Source organism: Streptomyces sp. NPDC048182, assembly GCF_043202555.1.
Lineage (GTDB): Bacteria > Actinomycetota > Actinomycetes > Streptomycetales > Streptomycetaceae > Streptomyces.
Genome location: NZ_JBIDAQ010000001.1, coordinates 306501 through 321515, shown reverse-complemented (window position 1 = coordinate 321515; position 15015 = coordinate 306501). Strand labels below are relative to the sequence as shown.

Here is a 15015-nt window from a genome sequence, read left to right as displayed (position 1 = left end):
CGCGGGCTAGGGTCTGGATCATGCCCGACATAGCGTGGACCACGGTCGTTCTGCTCTGCCTAGCCGCTCTCGCCGCAGGATGGATCGACGCCGTCGTCGGTGGGGGAGGGCTGTTGCTGCTGCCGGCGATGCTGCTGGGGCTGCCCTCGGGGACGCCGGCCGCGCACGCGCTCGGGACCAACAAGGCGGTCGCCATCGTCGGCACGACGGGCGCGGCCGTGACGTACGCGCGCCGGGCGCCGGTGGACGTGGGCACGGCCGTGCGGATCGGCCTGGCGGCGCTGGCCGGCTCCTCCGGCGGGGCGTTCTTCGCGGCCGGGATGAGCACCGACGTCCTCAAGCCGGTCATCATGGTCGTCCTGCTCGGGGTCGCGGCCTTCGTGATCCTGCGCCCCTCCTTCGGCACCGCGCCGGCGCCGGGCCCGGTCACCCGGCGCCGCCGGCTCGCCGCGATCGGCCTGGCCGGCCTCGGCATCGGGTTCTACGACGGCCTGATCGGCCCCGGCACCGGGACGTTCCTCGTCCTGGCGCTGACCGCGCTGCTCCACCTGGACCTGGTGACCGCCTCGGCCACCGCGAAGATCGTCAACTGCTGCACCAACGCCGGCGCCCTCGCCACCTTCGCCTGGCAGGGCGCCGTGCTGTGGCAACTGGCCGCGCTGATGGCCGTGTTCAACCTGGCCGGCGGCATGCTCGGCGCCCACACCGCCCTCAAGCGGGGCACCGGCTTCGTCCGCGTGGTCCTGCTGACGGTCGTCTTCGCGCTGGTGGCGAACCTGGCGTACGAGCAGTGGCTGGCCTAGGCGCCCGCGTCGGTACGTTGCTCAGCGGTAGACGTCGACCACGACGCGGTCGGGCGCGGTCAGGGTGAAGACGCTGTACCGGGAGTGGCTTCCCAGGGACAGTCCGAAGCCGACCTGCCCCTCGGAGTCCGGTATCCGCTGCACCCCCTTGACGGCCGACAGATTCGTCGCCACCACGTCGGGGCTCGTGTACACCTTCTTGCCCGTCGTGTCCACGATGCCGGCCCCTTGCAGGCCGAGGAACAGATACGAAGAGCCGGGTGTCTGCAGGTCCTTCACGTCACCGCTCGGCAGGACGTACGACGGGCTGTCCGACTCGTCGGCCCGCGTCACGGGCCGCCCGCCGGCCAGATCGATGACCACCCGGTCGAAGTCCGCGTGCGCGCCCGACCGCACGTCCAGGACGCACACGTTGTCGCAGACGGGCGTGGCGGTCTGGGTGGCGGCCTGCGCCGGCGCCGACCCCAGGAGGGCGATGCCGGTCAGCGCGGCGGACGCCAGCGCGACGCGACGAGCAAACGAAGTCCTGGACAACATGGGTATCTCCCGTTCGTCGAATGAGAGCACTGTAGGCGTGTGGTCTGGACCGCGGACCGTCGATGGGCGCGACCGCGGCTCGATGGCGTAAAGACGACTCTCACCCGCCGCCCGCCGCGCCGACCGGCAGGTACCGGCGACGGAGACGGGTGAAGGCGCCGGGCCCGGTGCGGCGCGGCAGGAACTCCTTGATGCGCTGCGCGCACTCGCGCGGGCTCGCCGTGCCGGTGTCGCACTCCAGGTCGTAGTCGCCGTGGGCGTGGACCAGGCCGTACTGCTGCGCCGCGAGGCCCGGAGGCCGGTCCCCTCGGGCCGACTCGCGGCGGGTCAGCTCGTCCAGCGGGCAGTGGACGCCGACGAACACCACGTCCTCGGGCGGCAGCACCGCCAGGCAGTCGAGCAGGCGCCACGGCTCGCTCAGCACGTGATCGACCACCACGCCGTTGCCGACCTCGGCCATGGCGGCGATCGACCGGTGGAAGCCCATGCGGGTCCGCCGCAACGCGTCGTCGAGCTCCGCGGCCCCCAGCACCCGCTTGCTGCGCATCGCGTTGAAGCCGTCGACCGCCAGGTGGAAGAAGACGCCGTCGTCCAGGACGTCGAGCAGCTCCCGGGCGATGCTCGACTTCCCCGAACTGGAGGTGCCGTTGAGGAAGATGATCCGACCAGCTGCCATGCCGACATGATCACACGGCGCGCAGGGTCCGCTCTTGGTGACAATGCGTCGGAATCCGCAGGGATCGGGTGCGCCTAGGATGGGCCGTCAACATGCCTCCGTCGGGTGGGAGTTGGCCCGCATGAATGACGTCGTACGGATCGGTTCCCGGGCGAGCAGGCTGGCTCGGCGGCAGGTCGTGGAGTGGCTGTTGCCCCTCGCCGAGCAGCTTCCGGACGTGACGTTCCGGCGGGAGGTCGTCCTCGAGGGCGGTGACCGGGACCGTGTCACGCCCACCCTGGCCGAGGTCGCCAGGACGGCCGGCGGGTCGGCGTTCTCCACGAATCAGGAGGCGGCCCTCGTCGGCGGCCGGGTCGACGTGGTCGTGCACTCGCTGAAGGACCTGCCCACCACCGTGCGCGAGGGCACCCTGCTGCTGACCACCCCCGGGCCGCGCGAGGACGTACGGGACGTGCTGTGCGGCTCGACCCTCGCGGATCTCCCCGAGGGCGCCCGGGTCGGGACCGGCGCCCCGCGCCGGGTGGCCCAGCTGCTCGCGCTCCGCCCCGACCTCAGGGTCGAGCCGATCCGCGGCAACGTGCCGGGGCGCCTCGCGAAGGCCACGAAGGGCGGGCTGGACGCGGTGGTCCTGGCGGCGGCCGGGCTGAACCGCCTCGGCCTGATGCCGGACGTGTACGAGGTGCTCGACCCCCTGGTCCATCCCCCGTCGCCCGGGCAGGGAGCCCTCGGCATCCAGGTCCGGGCCGGCTCCCGGGCCGCCGAACTCCTCGCGGGGACCGGGGACCCGCAGGTCGACGCGTGTGTGCGGGCCGAGCGGGCACTCCTGGCCGAACTGCACGGGGGCTGCTCCGTGCCGGTCGGGGCGTGGGGCCGGATCGGCGGCGACGGGCTGCTGCAGCTCTCCGCCACCGTGACGTCCCTGGACGGCGCACGGCAGGTCACGGCGACGGGCGGCGGGCCCGTCGACGCCCCCGAGAAGGTCGGCGCCTGCGTCGCGGCCGACCTCCTCGACCAGGGCGCGGCCGGCATCCTCGAGGTCATCAGGAACACCTGAGCGCTCACACGCCGACGGTCTCCTCCGCCTCCCAGCGGAGCAGGTCGCCCGGCTGGCAATCGAGCACGTCGCAGAGCGCGGCGAGCGTCGCGAAGCGCACCGCCTTGGCGCGGCCGTTCTTCAACACGGCCAGGTTGGCGGGCGTGATCCCCACGCGGTCCGCGAGTTCGCCCACGGACATCTTCCGCCGGGCCAGCATCACGTCGATGTCGACGACGATCGGCATCAGATGACCTCGGCCAGCTCGGCCCGCATCCGCGCCGCCTCGACCTCGCGGGCGACGGCCTGGGCGAGCAGCATCCGCAGGACGAGCACGATGAGCGCGACGCCCAGCACGGCGACGCCGATCCCGCCCATGATGAGGCTGACGCCCGGATCGTCCCGCTGGCCGGGCGCGTTCACGGCCGTGACCGCGAACCACACGAGGGCGGCCGAGACGATCGCGCCGATGATGACGTCCACGTACCGGAAGGCGGCGTGCGAGAACACCGTTCCGCGCCGCACCATCGTCACCAGGCGCCAGACGCAGACCAGGCAGACCTGGACCGCCCCGATGCCCAGGATCGTGAGCACGCGCAGCGGGGTCAGCGGGTGCGAGCCGTCCTCCGGGTCGTTCCCGCCGGCCAGCGCCCACACCATCAGCGCCTGGACGAACAGGGTGCCGGTGAGCACCGCCGTGAGCACGGCGAGGGACGCAACCGTTCAGCGGCTGCCGGTCAGGTGCGCGAAGACCACCACGTTCCCCCGGTACCCGGTGCCCGGCGAGTAGCCTCCGCCGCAGGTGATGACGCGCAGCTCGGGGCGGGGCGCCGGGCCGTAGACCTTCGCGTCGGGGAAGTCCTTCGCGGCGTACACCTCCACCGCGTCCACCGTGAACACGGCCACGCCGCCGTCCAGCCGGTCCACCTCGATCGCGGCGCCCTTGCGCAGGGCGCCGAGCCGGTAGAACACCGCGGGCCCCCGCGCGTTGTCGACGTGCCCGGCGACGATCGCCGTGCCGCGTTCGCCGGGCGTGGTGCCGGCCTCGTACCAGCCGGCGAGGTTGTCGTCCGCGGCGGGCGGCACGTCCAGGCTGCCGGTCGCGGTCAGCCCGAGCCCCGTCATCGGGGCGTCCACGTCGATGGCCGGGATGCGGACCCGGTCCGGCGGGGAGGGCGGCAGCGCGGGGGCCCCGGTGCTCGCGGCGCCCGCGCCGGCCGGCCCGGTGTCGGCCTGGGCGGCCGACGGCTGCGGCGGGGCGTCCGCCGCGCGCCCGTCGAGCAGCAGCCACGCCCCGCAGCCCAGGGCGAGGGCGGTGACGGCGGCTATCGCGGAGTTGCCGACCTTGCGTACGGCCATGACGGCCCCCTTCCCTCGAAAGCCCTGCGAACGGCCCCGGCCCCCTCCGGGCCGCGAGGGGCGTCGGACCCGGAGGGGGCGGGGGAGTGCGGTACCGGCAGGCGGACAGCGGAGGGTGTCCGTCAGATCCCGTCGCCTCTCGCCCGGCGATGCAGGAGCCACGTACCGCCCGCGGCGGCGACGGCCAGGGCCGCCACACCGGCCGCGGTCTGCACGGGATCGGGGCCCAGAGCGCCGCCGACCCCCGTCTTCACGCTGCCCCGGGGCTCCACCTGGCCGCGCACGGCGGTCAGGGTGACCTCCAGGTCGCCGGTCACCCGCCGGCCGTCGCCGGCGCAGGTCACGACGATCTCGTACGTCCCCGGCTGCGCGCTCTCCGGCACCTCGAACCGGCCGGTCTCCGCGTCCTCGCGGCCACTGGGCGCCAGCGCGAAGGTGCCCGCGCCGACCGCGGTGGCGTCACCGGAGGTGGGGCCGTCCGCGCCGCACGCCGCCGTGTCCACCATGGCCTGCTCGCCCGGCACCACCGAGGCCGGGTACACCTCCAGCGAGCCGGACGCCGTGGCCCGCCCCGCGTACGCGGGCCCCGCGGCGGCGAGGCCGGCGGCCGCGGCGGCGAGCGCGGTGCCGGTCAGCAGGCGGGCGGTACGTCGCATCGGTGCTCCTCGGGCGTGTGAAGTCCTGCGCTGGCGGTGGCGTGCCCTACCGAGGAAACCGGCACCCGCGCGGACCTGCTTGCTGACCGACCGTCAGAAATGCGGTGAACGGGTGGCGCCGCGAGCCGTGGCCACCGCCACCCGCGTGATCGTTCCGGCAGGTCACGGGCGCGGACGGCGCCGCCGAACGGGCGGCGCGTGCAAGCGGCCCCGAAGGGCGCAAGGGTGGGTGGTGAACGGGTGACCGCCCCCTGCCCGACCGCGCTTGACCTCGATCAAGGTTGAGGTACCAAGGTGTGCCGCATGGACACAACGACCGCGCCCCTGCGCGTGACCCTGCTCGTCGGCAGCAACCGCGACGGCCGCTTCGGCCCCGTCGTCGCCGACTGGCTCCTGGACCGTCTCCGGGCCCGCGAGGACCTGGTCGTCGACGCCGTGGACGTGGCCGGCGCCGAGCTGCCCACCACCCTCGCCCGTACGCCCGAGGCGAGCGCCGTCCTCGCCGAGGTCACGCCGCGACTGGCGGACGCGGACGCCTTCGTCGTCCTCACCCCCGAGTACAACCACTCCTTCCCGGCGGGCCTGAAGAACCTCATCGACTGGCACTACACCGAGTGGCGGGCCAAGCCCGTCGCCCTGGTCTCCTACGGCGGCCTGGCCGGCGGCCTGCGCGCGGTGGAGCACCTGCGCCAGGTCTTCGCCGAACTGCACGCGGTGACGATCCGCGACACGGTCTCCTTCCACAACGCGGGCGCGGCCTTCGACGACACCGGCCGGCTCCGGGACGCGTCGGCGCCCGACGCGGCGGCGAAGGCCATGCTGGACCAGCTGGTGTGGTGGGGCCGGGCCCTGCGCGAGGCGAAGGAGCGCCGCCCGTACGCCGCCTGACGCGCCGGTGGCCGGCTTGGCGTGGCCCCCCCGCGGCCTGCCGCGCCGCCGGCATCGGCGCGGCGAGCAGCTCGGCCCGACGGCCGGTGCCCCCTCCCCGGGACCGGCCGTCGCCGCACGCCCGACCCGGGCTGCCCCGGCCCGCCCGGGAACAATGACCGGGTGACCCCGCTGCGACTCCCGTTCTTCGTCTACGGCACCCTGCGCCCCGGCGGCAGCAACCACCACCTGGTCCGCCCGGCCCTCACCGGCCCGCCGCGACCGGCCCGCCTCCCGGGCGCGGTGCTCTACGCCGGCCCCGGCTACCCCTTCGCCCTGGACGACCCGCACGGCACGGTCACCGGCGACCTCCTCACCCCGGACCCGGCGGCGTACGGCGACCTGCTCGCCGCCCTTGACCACCTGGAGGAGTACGTGCCGGGCGACCCGGCCAACCTCTACGACCGCGTCCCCCGCACCGTCACCCTCACCGCCGACGCCCGCCCGGCCCGCGCCTGGACCTACCTCGCCGCCCCGGCGACCGCGAGCCGCCTGCGCAGGCACGGTGAGCGCATCGCCGGCGAGGAGTGGCGGCCCTAGGGGGCGTCGCCCCGCGCCACCTCCACCCGCACCGCGCACACCTTGAACTCCGGCATCCGGGACGTCGGGTCCAGGGCCGGGTTGGTCAGGGTGTTGGCGCGGCCCTCGCCCGGCCAGTGGAAGGGCATGAAGACGGTGTCGGGGCGGATGCCGGTGGTGATGCGGGCCGGCGCCACCGCGCGGCCCCGCCGGGAGACGACGGCCAGCGGATCGCCCTCGGCCGCGCCGAGCCGCGCGGCGAGGCGCGGGTGCAGCTGGACGAAGGGTCCGGGCGCGGCGGCGTTCAGCTCGGCCACCCGCCGGGTCTGCGCGCCGGACTGGTACTGCGCCACCACCCGCCCCGTGGTGAGCAGCAGCGGATACTCGGCGTCCGGCTCCTCCGCGCTCGGCCGGTGCGCGACGGGCGCGAACCGGGCCCGCCCGTCCTCCGTGGCGAAGCGGTCCAGGAAGAGCCGGGGCGTCCCCGGACCGCCCTCGTCCCCGGTCCCCGGGCACGGCCAGAAGACACCGTCGCCCTCGGCGAGCCGCCGGTAGCTGATGCCGGAGTAGTCCGCGGGCCCGCCCGCACTGGCCCGGCGCAGCTCCTCGAAGACCTCCTCAGGATCGGCCGGGAAGCCCTTCTCCACGCCGAGCCGCGCGGCGAGCCCGTGCAGCACGTCCAGGTCGGAGCGGACCCCCGCCGGCGGGTCGAGCGCCCGGCGGCGCAGCAGCACCCTGCCCTCCAGGTTGGTCGTGGTGCCGGTCTCCTCCGCCCACTGCGTCACCGGCAGGACGACGTCCGCGAGGGCCGCCGTCTCGGACAGCACCACGTCGCACACGGCCAGGAAGTCCAGCGACCGCAGCCGCTCCTCCACATGGGCCGCGCGAGGCGCCGAGACGACCGGGTTGGAGCCCATCACCAAGAGCGACCGCACGTCCCGCCCCAGCGCGTCGAGCAGCTCGTACGCGCTGCGCCCCGGCCCCGGCAGCGCGTCCGGGTCCACACCCCACACCTCGGCGACGTGCCGCCGCGCCGCCGGGTCGGTCAGCTTGCGGTAGCCCGGCAACTGGTCGGCCTTCTGCCCGTGTTCGCGCCCGCCCTGCCCGTTGCCCTGCCCGGTCAGGCAGCCGTACCCCGACCTCGGCCGCCCGGCCCGTCCGGTCGCCAGGCACAGGTTGATCCAGGCGCCCACCGTGTCCGTGCCCTTCGCCTGCTGCTCGGGCCCCCGCGCGGTCAGCACCATCGCCGACTCCGGCGCGCAGAACAGCCGCACCGCCTCCCGCAGTTCGGGCACGGAGACGCCGGTGATCCGCTCCACGTACTCCGGCCAGTGCGCCATCGCCGAGGCGCGGGCCGCGGGCCAGCCGCTGGTGCGCCGCTCGACGTACTCCTCGTCGACCAGCCCCTCGGCCACCACCAGGTGCAGCATCCCGAGGGCCAGCGCGAGGTCGGTGCCCGGCCGGGGCGCCAGGTGCAGGTCGGCCAGCTCGGCGGTCCGGGTGCGCCGGGGGTCGATGACGACGAGGCTGCCGCCGTTCGCCTTCAGCTCGGCGAAGTACCGCAGCGCGGGCGGCATCGTCTCCGCCGGGTTCGAACCGACGAGGATCACGCAGCCGGTCAGCGGGACGTCCGCCAGCGGAAAGGGCAGCCCGCGGTCGAGCCCGAAGGCGGCGGTGCCGGCCGCGGCGGCCGACGACATGCAGAACCGCCCGTTGTAGTCGATCTGCGAGGTGCCGAGCACCACCCGCGCGAACTTGCCCAGCGCGTACGCCTTCTCGTTCGTCAGCCCGCCCCCGCCGAACACCCCGACCGCGTCGGCCCCGTGCTCGTCCCGCACCCGCGCGAGCCTCCCGGCGACGACGTCCAGCGCCTCGTCCCACCCGGCCGGCACCAGCGCCCCGCCGGACCGCACGAGGGGCGTGGCCAGCCGCGCCCCGGGGGCCAGCACGTCGGCAGCCGTACGCCCCTTGCCGCACAGGGCCCCCCGGTTCACCGGAAAGTCGGCCCGCTCGGCCACCTCCACACCCCCGCCACCACCGGCGGCCACCAGGTTCATCCCGCACTGGAGGGCGCAGTACGGGCAGTGCGTGGGCGTCGCGGAGACGGAGTCGGTCATGCCGCCCAGGGTGCGGGGGTGGTGTTACGCGCCCGGGGGCCACCGGGTTACGGCACCGGGGCGGGCCCCTCCCAGGCGCCGGGGGCGCCCCGTGAGGACCCCCAGGACCCTCACCGCCCGGACGCCGGCGCCCGCGTCACCCCGGGCTCCTTCGGCCCCAGGAAGCGCGGATCGGGCTCGAACACGACGTCCAGCGCGGCTTTCCCGGCCGCGAGGACCTCCCGCGCCCCGCCGTAGTACCAGGTCGCGTCGTGCCGGTCGTCCACCCCGACGCCGTACGACGCCACCCCGGCCGCCTCGCACAGGGCCACCGCCCGCCGGATGTGGAAGCCCTGGCTGATCAGCACCGCCCGGTCGACGCCGAAGACCTTCTTCGCCCGCACGCAGCTGTCCCAGGTGTCGAAGCCGGCGTAGTCGCTGACGATCCGCCCGTCCGGGACGCCGTGCCGCACCAGGTACGTCCGCATCGCGTCGGGTTCGTCGTACTCCTCGCGGCTGTTGTCCCCGGTGACGAGGACGACCTCGATCCGCCCCGCCCGGTACAGCCCCGCCGCCGCGTCGAGGCGCCGCGCGAGGTACGGGGACGGCTCGCCCTCCCACAGCCCGGCCCCGAAGACGACGGCCACCTCGGTGCGCGGCACGTCCTCCGCCGTGCGCAGCCGGTCGCCGGTGGCCAGGTACAGCCACGTCGACGGCAGCAGCGCCAGCACGCAGACGCCCATCACCCCCTGCACCAGCCGCCGCTGCCGCGCCCTGCCCGCCCACCACCGCCGCATCCGCCGCCCCCCTGTCGCCTACCAGGACGCCCCCCGCGCCCCGCCGGTTCACCGCACCGCCCCGCACCCCGTGAGCCGGCGGCAACGGAGGGGCAACGCCGACGCGCAACACTCGCCCCATGACCAGGACGCCCCGCCCGCCGGCCCTCGTGGCCGTCGCCCACGGCAGCCGCGACCCCCGCGCGCTGCACACCGTAAGCGCCCTGCTGGACCGCGTCCGTCCCCTGCGCCCGGGCCTCGACGTCCACCTCGGCCACATCGAGCTGAACGCCCCCCTCCTCCCCGACACCCTGACCGCCCTCGGAGACCGCCCGGCCGTCCTGGTCCCGCTCCTGCTGAGCCGGGGCCACCACGTCACCCACGACATCCCGGCAGCGGCAGGCGGCCGCTTCCCCGTAGCCGCCCCGCTGGGCCCCCACCCCCTCCTGGCGCACGCCCTGCACGACCGCCTTCGGGAAGCCGGCTGGGACGGCCGTACCCCCGTGGTCCTGGCAGCGGCAGGCTCCCGCGACCCGGACGCCCTGGTCGACACGACCCGAATGGCGAGCCTCCTGGCCACCCGCTTGCGCGTGCCGGTCCGTCCGGCGACCCCTGCGACCCTCCAGCAGACCCTCACCACCCTCCACTCCGAGGACGGCCCCCCAGCCATCGCCTCGTACTTCACCGCCCCGGGCCGCTTCGCGACCCAGACGGCAGCTCTGGCCCCCTCGATAGCGACAGCCCCCTTGGGGGCACACCCGGCGATGGCGACCCTGATCCTCCAGAGATACGACCAGGGAACGTCCCTCAGGGGCGCGGGGAACTGCGCGACCAGCCACAACGCACCCGCACCCGCCACACAACAGGTCAAGGCACACGCATAGGCACCCCCCACAACGCCCCGACTACTGTTCACCCCATGGAAGGCACCGCACCCCACACCCCGTACAACCCCGCGTCAGCGGCCCGCTACGCCCCGGAACCAGACAAACGCCCCGGCCGCACCGCCTTCCAACGCGACCGCGCCCGCGTCCTCCACTCCGCCGCCCTGCGCCGCCTCGCCGGCAAGACCCAGGTCGTCACCCCCGGCACCACCAGCCCCGCCAAGGGCCTGGGCCCGGCCTGGGACGCCAGCCCCCGCACCCGCCTGACCCACTCCCTGGAGTGCGCCCAGGTCGGCCGCGAACTCGGCGCCGCCCTCGGCTGCGACCCCGACCTGGTCGAAGCCGCCTGCCTCTCCCACGACCTCGGCCACCCCCCGTTCGGCCACAACGGCGAACAGGCGCTGAACGAGTTCGCCGAGGACTGCGGCGGCTTCGAGGGCAACGCCCAGTCCCTCAGACTCCTCACCCGCATCGAACCCAAGCGCTTCACCGAGGAAGGACCCGTCGGCCTCAACCTCACCCGCGCCACCCTGGACGCCGCCACCAAGTACCCCTGGCCCCGCGGCGCCCACCCCACCGACCCGGCGTCGCCCAAGTTCGGCGTGTACGACGACGACCGCCCCGTCTTCGCCTGGGTCCGCGAGGGCGCCCCCGCCACCCGCACCTGCTTCGAGGCCCAGGTCATGGACTGGTCCGACGACGTGGCGTACTCCGTGCACGACGTCGAGGACGGCCTGCACGCCGGCCACATCGACCCCAACTGCCTGCTCGCCGACGCCGAACGGCAGGCCGTCTTCGCGGTGGCGATCGGCCGCTACGTCCCCGCAGGGACCGACCCCGCCGAACTGGGCGCCGCCCTGGACCGGCTGCTGGCCGAGGAGTGGTGGCCGCACGGCTACGACGGCACGGCCGTCGCGCAGGCCCGCCTGAAGGACGCCACCAGCCAGCTCATCGGCCGCTTCTGCCTGGCCGCCGAGACCGCCACCCGCACCGCGTACGGCACCGGCCGGCTCACCCGTTACGCCGCCGAACTCGTCGTCCCGCGCGAGGCCCGCCTGGAGTGCGCCGTCCTCAAGGCCGTCGCCGACCGCTACGTCATGCAGCGCGACGAGCAGGAGCGGCTCCGCGCCGCCCAGCGCGTCATCGTCGCCGAACTGGCCGAGGCGCTCACCGCCCGGGCCCCCGACGGCCTCGACCCGCAGTTCCGCGCCCTGTTCGACGCGGCCGGCGACGACCGCGCCCGCAAACGGGTGATCGTCGACCAGATCGCCTCCCTCACCGACGCCTCGGCCCGCTCGCTTCACGCCCGTCTGACGGGCCGTCCGTGACACTGGCGGGGGAGGAGTGACCCGCACGAACCCCAGCGACACCAGTGACGACAGGAGCCCCGCCCATGTGACCCTCCGTGGCCTGATCGGGCCATCCCCCCTTCCCGCACCCGGTCGGGTGCGGGACGCTCATGTGGCGGCACCCTGACGAGGAGGCAACAAGTGGTCGACGCGGATCAGACATTCGTCATCGTCGGAGGAGGTCTGACCGGCGCGAAAGCGGCCGAGACGCTCCGTGAGGAGGGCTTCACCGGCCGGGTGATCCTCGTCTGCGACGAGCGCGACCACCCCTACGAGCGCCCCCCTCTCTCCAAGGGCTTCCTGCTCGGCAAGGCCGAGCGCGACAGCGTCTTCGTGCACGAACCCGGCTGGTACGCGGCGCACGACGTCGAGCTGCACCTCGGCCAGACCGTGGCCGCCATCGACCGCGCCGCCAAGACCGTGCACTACGGCGACGACGGCACCCGCCTGCGCTACGACAAGCTGCTCCTCGCCACCGGCGCCGAGCCCCGCCGCCTCGACGTCCCCGGCACCGACCTGGCGGGCGTCCACCACCTGCGCCGGCTCGCCCACGCCGAGCGACTCAAGGGCGTCCTCGCCTCCCTCGGCCGGGACAACGGCCACCTGGTCATCGCCGGCGCCGGCTGGATCGGCCTGGAGATCGCCGCGGCGGCCCGGGAGTACGGCGCCGAGGTCACCGTCGTCGAGCCCTCCCCGACCCCGCTGCACGGCGTGCTCGGCCCCGAGCTGGGCGCCGTCTTCGCCGAGCTGCACGCGGCGCACGGCGTCCGCTTCCAGTTCGGCGTCTCCCTCACCGAGATCATCGGCCAGGACGGCATGGTGCTTGCCGCCCGCACCGACGACGGCGAGGAGCACCCCGCGCACGACGTGCTGGCCGCCATCGGCGCCGCCCCGCGCACCTCGCTGGCCCAGGCGGCCGGGCTGGAGATCGCCCCCGCCGAGCACGGCGGCGGCATCGTCGTGGACGAGCGGCTGCGCACCTCCGACCCGGACGTCTTCGCCGCCGGTGACGTGGCGTCCTTCCCGCACGCCCTGCTCGGCACCCGGCTGCGCGTGGAGCACTGGGCCAACGCCCTGAACGGCGGCCCGGCCGCCGCCCGCGCCATGCTGGGCCGCGAGGAGCCGTACGACCGCGTGCCCTACTTCTTCTCCGACCAGTACGACCTGGGCATGGAGTACTCCGGCTGGGCGCCGCCGGGCGCCTACGACCAGGTGGTGATCCGGGGGGACGCCGCCAAGCGCGAGTTCATCGCCTTCTGGCTGAGCGAGGGCCGGGTGCTCGCCGGGATGAACGTCAATGTGTGGGACGTCACCGACCAGATCCAGCGCCTCATCCGCTCGGCCGTCCCGGTGGACGCCGACGCCCTCGCCGACCCGCACGTCCCGCTGGAGAACCTCGTCGGTTAGCACCCCCCGCCGCCCCCGTAGAATTCACGCGTGGCAGGACGGATCAACGACGAGGACGTGAAGGCGGTACGGGACGCGGTCCCGATCGACGCCGTGGTGTCCGAGTACCTCCAGCTGCGCAACGCGGGCGGCGGCAACCTCAAGGGGCTGTGCCCCTTCCACGACGAGAAGTCGCCGTCCTTCCAGGTCAGCCCCAGCAAGGGCCTCTTCCACTGCTTCGGCTGCCAGGAGGGCGGCGACACCATCACGTTCGTGATGAAGGTCGACCACCTCACCTTCTCCGAGGCCGTCGAGCGCCTCGCGGGCCAGGCCGGCATCACCCTGCGCTACGAGGAGGGCGGGTACAACCCGGCCCACCAGCGCGGCGAGCGCATCCGTCTGGTCGAGGCGCACAAGATCGCCGCCGAGTGGTACGCCGAGCAGCTCGCCACCGGCCCCGAGGCCGGGCCGGGCCGCACCTTCCTCGCCGAGCGCGGCTTCGACCAGGACGCCGCCCGGCACTTCGGCGTCGGCTACAGCCCCCAGGGCTGGGACCACCTCATCCGCTTCCTGCGCGGCAAGGGCTTCAGCGACAAGGAGCTGCTGCTCTCCGGGCTCGCCCAGGAGGGCCGGCGCGGGCCCATCGACCGCTTCCGGGGCCGCCTGATGTGGCCCATCCGCGACATCGGCGGCGACGTCGTCGGCTTCGGCGCCCGCAAGCTCTACGAGGCGGACAACGGGCCGAAGTACCTGAACACCCCCGACACCGCGATCTACAAGAAGTCCCAGGTCCTCTACGGCATCGACCTCGCCAAGAAGGACATCGCCAAGGCGTCCCGCGCGGTCGTCGTCGAGGGCTACACCGACGTCATGGCCTGTCACCTGGCCGGCGTCACCACCGCCATCGCCACCTGCGGCACCGCCTTCGGCGGCGACCACATCAAGATCCTTCGCCGCCTCCTCATGGACAACGGCTCGGCCCGCGTCATCTTCACCTTCGACGGCGACGCCGCCGGGCAGAAGGCCGCCCTGCGCGCCTTCGAGGACGACCAGAAGTTCGCCGCCGAGACCTACATCGCCGTCGCCCCCGACGGCATGGACCCCTGCGACCTGCGCCTGGCCAAGGGCGACGAGGCCGTCGCCGACCTGGTCCAGCCGCGCACCCCGCTCTTCGAGTTCGCGCTCCGCCAGATCGTCGCCCGCTACGACCTGGACACCCCGGCGGGCCGCGCCGCCGCCCTGGACGAGACCGCCCCGGTCGTCGCCCGGATCAAGAACACCGGCGCCCAGCACGAGGTGGCGGTGCAACTCGCCGGCATGCTCGGCATCCTGGACACCCAGTTCGTGGTCCGCCGCATCGCCCAGCTCGCCCGCTGGGCCCGCGACCGCGGCGGCCAGGGCCCGGCACCCGACCAGCGGGCCAACCGGGACGCCCCCCAGTACGGCGCCGCCCCGGCGGCCTCCGGCGGCCCCGCCCTCACCCTGCGCAACCCGGTCTTCGCCACCGAGCGCGAGCTGCTCAAGCTCGCCCTCCAGCGCCCCGACCTGGTCTCCCCGGCCTTCGACGCCTACGGCACGGACGAGTTCACCGCCCCGCCCTACGCCGCCGTCCGCGAGGCCATCCTGGAGGCCGGCGGCGCCGAGTACGGCGTCCAGGACCCGCCCGACTACCTGGTCCGGGTCCGCGACGCCGCCCCCGACGACACCGTCCGCGCCATGGTCACCGAGCTGGCCGTCGAGGCGATCATGCGCCGCGCGGTGGACGAGCTGTACGCCGGCGAGGTCCTGGTCCGGGTCCGCCGCCGCGCCGTCGAGCGCCGCGTCCGGGACGTCAACAGCCGCCTGGCCCGCCTCACCAACCATGGCGACCCCGCCGAACTCTCGGCCGTGCAGAACGAGTTGTGGATCCTCCAGCAGTACGACCAGACGCTGCGCACGCAGGGAGCCGCGGCCCTCTAGGATCACCGCGCCGTCACGGAACGAATGCAAAAAGTCACCGCACGCCCCTCGTGGC

At 74.6% G+C, this 15015-nt stretch carries 16 protein-coding genes; 8 read left to right on the top strand and 8 right to left on the bottom strand.

Translation table 11 applies throughout. The annotated features are described in order from the left end of the window. Positions 1–20 precede the first annotated feature (20 nt). Complete coding sequence (locus tag ACGFZL_RS01595; RefSeq protein WP_355166245.1) at positions 21–803, top strand: TSUP family transporter; 783 nt, start codon at positions 21–23, stop codon at positions 801–803. Between the two features lie 21 nt (positions 804–824). Here ACGFZL_RS01595 and ACGFZL_RS01590 read toward each other — a convergent pair whose 3' ends face one another. Further along, on the bottom strand, positions 825–1340 hold the full coding sequence (locus ACGFZL_RS01590) for a hypothetical protein (protein ID WP_393688195.1): 516 nt from the start codon (positions 1338–1340) through the stop codon (positions 825–827). 100 nt (positions 1341–1440) lie between these two features. Continuing rightward, entirely contained in the window at positions 1441–2016 is a 576-nt protein-coding gene (locus ACGFZL_RS01585; RefSeq protein WP_393688193.1) for a chloramphenicol phosphotransferase CPT family protein, read from the bottom strand. Positions 2017–2137: 121 nt separating this feature from the next. On the opposite strand from ACGFZL_RS01585, the gene hemC reads away from it, so the two are divergent. Beyond that, positions 2138–3070 carry a hydroxymethylbilane synthase gene (gene hemC, locus ACGFZL_RS01580; protein WP_393688191.1) on the top strand — a complete coding sequence of 311 codons (933 nt, stop codon included), beginning with the start codon at positions 2138–2140 and terminating at the stop codon, positions 3068–3070. A gap of 4 nt (positions 3071–3074) precedes the next feature. Here hemC and ACGFZL_RS01575 read toward each other — a convergent pair whose 3' ends face one another. The 4 genes from ACGFZL_RS01575 to ACGFZL_RS01560 all read right to left on the bottom strand — a co-directional run bounded on the left by ACGFZL_RS01575 (position 3075) and on the right by ACGFZL_RS01560 (position 5064). Next, positions 3075–3296, bottom strand: a complete 222-nt coding sequence (locus ACGFZL_RS01575) for a helix-turn-helix domain-containing protein (RefSeq protein ID WP_393688189.1) — start codon at positions 3294–3296, stop codon at positions 3075–3077. Then, positions 3296–3754, bottom strand: coding sequence for a DUF2975 domain-containing protein (locus tag ACGFZL_RS01570; protein WP_393688187.1), 459 nt, complete (start codon positions 3752–3754; stop codon positions 3296–3298). Before ACGFZL_RS01570 ends, ACGFZL_RS01575 begins: the two co-directional genes overlap by 1 nt. A gap of 18 nt (positions 3755–3772) precedes the next feature. Then, the gene (locus tag ACGFZL_RS01565) at positions 3773–4408 is read right to left on the bottom strand and encodes a class F sortase (RefSeq protein WP_393688185.1); all 636 of its coding nucleotides are present in this window, start codon (positions 4406–4408) and stop codon (positions 3773–3775) included. 122 nt (positions 4409–4530) lie between these two features. Then, on the bottom strand, positions 4531–5064 hold the full coding sequence (locus ACGFZL_RS01560; protein ID WP_355166257.1) for a hypothetical protein: 534 nt from the start codon (positions 5062–5064) through the stop codon (positions 4531–4533). 303 nt (positions 5065–5367) lie between these two features. On the opposite strand from ACGFZL_RS01560, the gene ACGFZL_RS01555 reads away from it, so the two are divergent. Next, entirely contained in the window at positions 5368–5952 is a 585-nt protein-coding gene (locus ACGFZL_RS01555) for an NADPH-dependent FMN reductase (protein WP_393688183.1), read from the top strand. A gap of 162 nt (positions 5953–6114) precedes the next feature. Continuing rightward, entirely contained in the window at positions 6115–6531 is a 417-nt protein-coding gene (locus ACGFZL_RS01550) for a gamma-glutamylcyclotransferase family protein (RefSeq protein ID WP_393688181.1), read from the top strand. Here the strand turns inward: ACGFZL_RS01550 and ACGFZL_RS01545 are convergent. Further along, positions 6528–8627 carry a molybdopterin oxidoreductase family protein gene (locus tag ACGFZL_RS01545; protein WP_393688179.1) on the bottom strand — a complete coding sequence of 700 codons (2100 nt, stop codon included), beginning with the start codon at positions 8625–8627 and terminating at the stop codon, positions 6528–6530. The two genes, ACGFZL_RS01550 and ACGFZL_RS01545, sit on opposite strands and share 4 nt — an antisense overlap. A 110-nt stretch (positions 8628–8737) precedes the next feature. Continuing rightward, a complete protein-coding gene (locus ACGFZL_RS01540; protein WP_393688177.1) occupies positions 8738–9403 on the bottom strand; it encodes a vancomycin high temperature exclusion protein in 666 nt (221 codons plus the stop codon). A gap of 119 nt (positions 9404–9522) precedes the next feature. Between ACGFZL_RS01540 and ACGFZL_RS01535 the strand changes: the two genes are divergently transcribed. The 4 genes from ACGFZL_RS01535 (at position 9523) to dnaG (ending at position 14960) form a co-directional block, all read left to right on the top strand. Then, a complete protein-coding gene (locus ACGFZL_RS01535; protein ID WP_393688175.1) occupies positions 9523–10266 on the top strand; it encodes a sirohydrochlorin chelatase in 744 nt (247 codons plus the stop codon). Between the two features lie 35 nt (positions 10267–10301). Then, positions 10302–11594: a deoxyguanosinetriphosphate triphosphohydrolase gene (locus tag ACGFZL_RS01530; protein ID WP_393688173.1), complete on the top strand. Its 1293-nt coding sequence runs from the start codon at positions 10302–10304 to the stop codon at positions 11592–11594. 162 nt (positions 11595–11756) lie between these two features. Next, positions 11757–13022, top strand: a complete 1266-nt coding sequence (locus ACGFZL_RS01525) for an NAD(P)/FAD-dependent oxidoreductase (RefSeq protein WP_393688171.1) — start codon at positions 11757–11759, stop codon at positions 13020–13022. Positions 13023–13052: 30 nt separating this feature from the next. Then, complete coding sequence (gene dnaG, locus ACGFZL_RS01520; RefSeq protein WP_393688169.1) at positions 13053–14960, top strand: DNA primase; 1908 nt, start codon at positions 13053–13055, stop codon at positions 14958–14960. Positions 14961–15015 lie beyond the last annotated feature (55 nt).

What these genes read in the sequence shown, in the direction of transcription:
- ACGFZL_RS01595 (WP_355166245.1), top strand. Translation starts at nt 21, where the DNA reads ATGCCCGACATAGCGTGGACCACGGTCGTTCTGCTCTGCCTAGCCGCT.
- ACGFZL_RS01590 (WP_393688195.1), bottom strand. Translation starts at nt 1,340, where the DNA reads ATGTTGTCCAGGACTTCGTTTGCTCGTCGCGTCGCGCTGGCGTCCGCC.
- ACGFZL_RS01585 (WP_393688193.1), bottom strand. Translation starts at nt 2,016, where the DNA reads ATGGCAGCTGGTCGGATCATCTTCCTCAACGGCACCTCCAGTTCGGGG.
- hemC (WP_393688191.1), top strand. Translation starts at nt 2,138, where the DNA reads ATGAATGACGTCGTACGGATCGGTTCCCGGGCGAGCAGGCTGGCTCGG.
- ACGFZL_RS01575 (WP_393688189.1), bottom strand. Translation starts at nt 3,296, where the DNA reads ATGCCGATCGTCGTCGACATCGACGTGATGCTGGCCCGGCGGAAGATG.
- ACGFZL_RS01565 (WP_393688185.1), bottom strand. Translation starts at nt 4,408, where the DNA reads ATGGCCGTACGCAAGGTCGGCAACTCCGCGATAGCCGCCGTCACCGCC.
- ACGFZL_RS01560 (WP_355166257.1), bottom strand. Translation starts at nt 5,064, where the DNA reads ATGCGACGTACCGCCCGCCTGCTGACCGGCACCGCGCTCGCCGCCGCG.
- ACGFZL_RS01555 (WP_393688183.1), top strand. Translation starts at nt 5,368, where the DNA reads ATGGACACAACGACCGCGCCCCTGCGCGTGACCCTGCTCGTCGGCAGC.
- ACGFZL_RS01545 (WP_393688179.1), bottom strand. Translation starts at nt 8,627, where the DNA reads ATGACCGACTCCGTCTCCGCGACGCCCACGCACTGCCCGTACTGCGCC.
- ACGFZL_RS01540 (WP_393688177.1), bottom strand. Translation starts at nt 9,403, where the DNA reads ATGCGGCGGTGGTGGGCGGGCAGGGCGCGGCAGCGGCGGCTGGTGCAG.
- ACGFZL_RS01535 (WP_393688175.1), top strand. Translation starts at nt 9,523, where the DNA reads ATGACCAGGACGCCCCGCCCGCCGGCCCTCGTGGCCGTCGCCCACGGC.
- ACGFZL_RS01530 (WP_393688173.1), top strand. Translation starts at nt 10,302, where the DNA reads ATGGAAGGCACCGCACCCCACACCCCGTACAACCCCGCGTCAGCGGCC.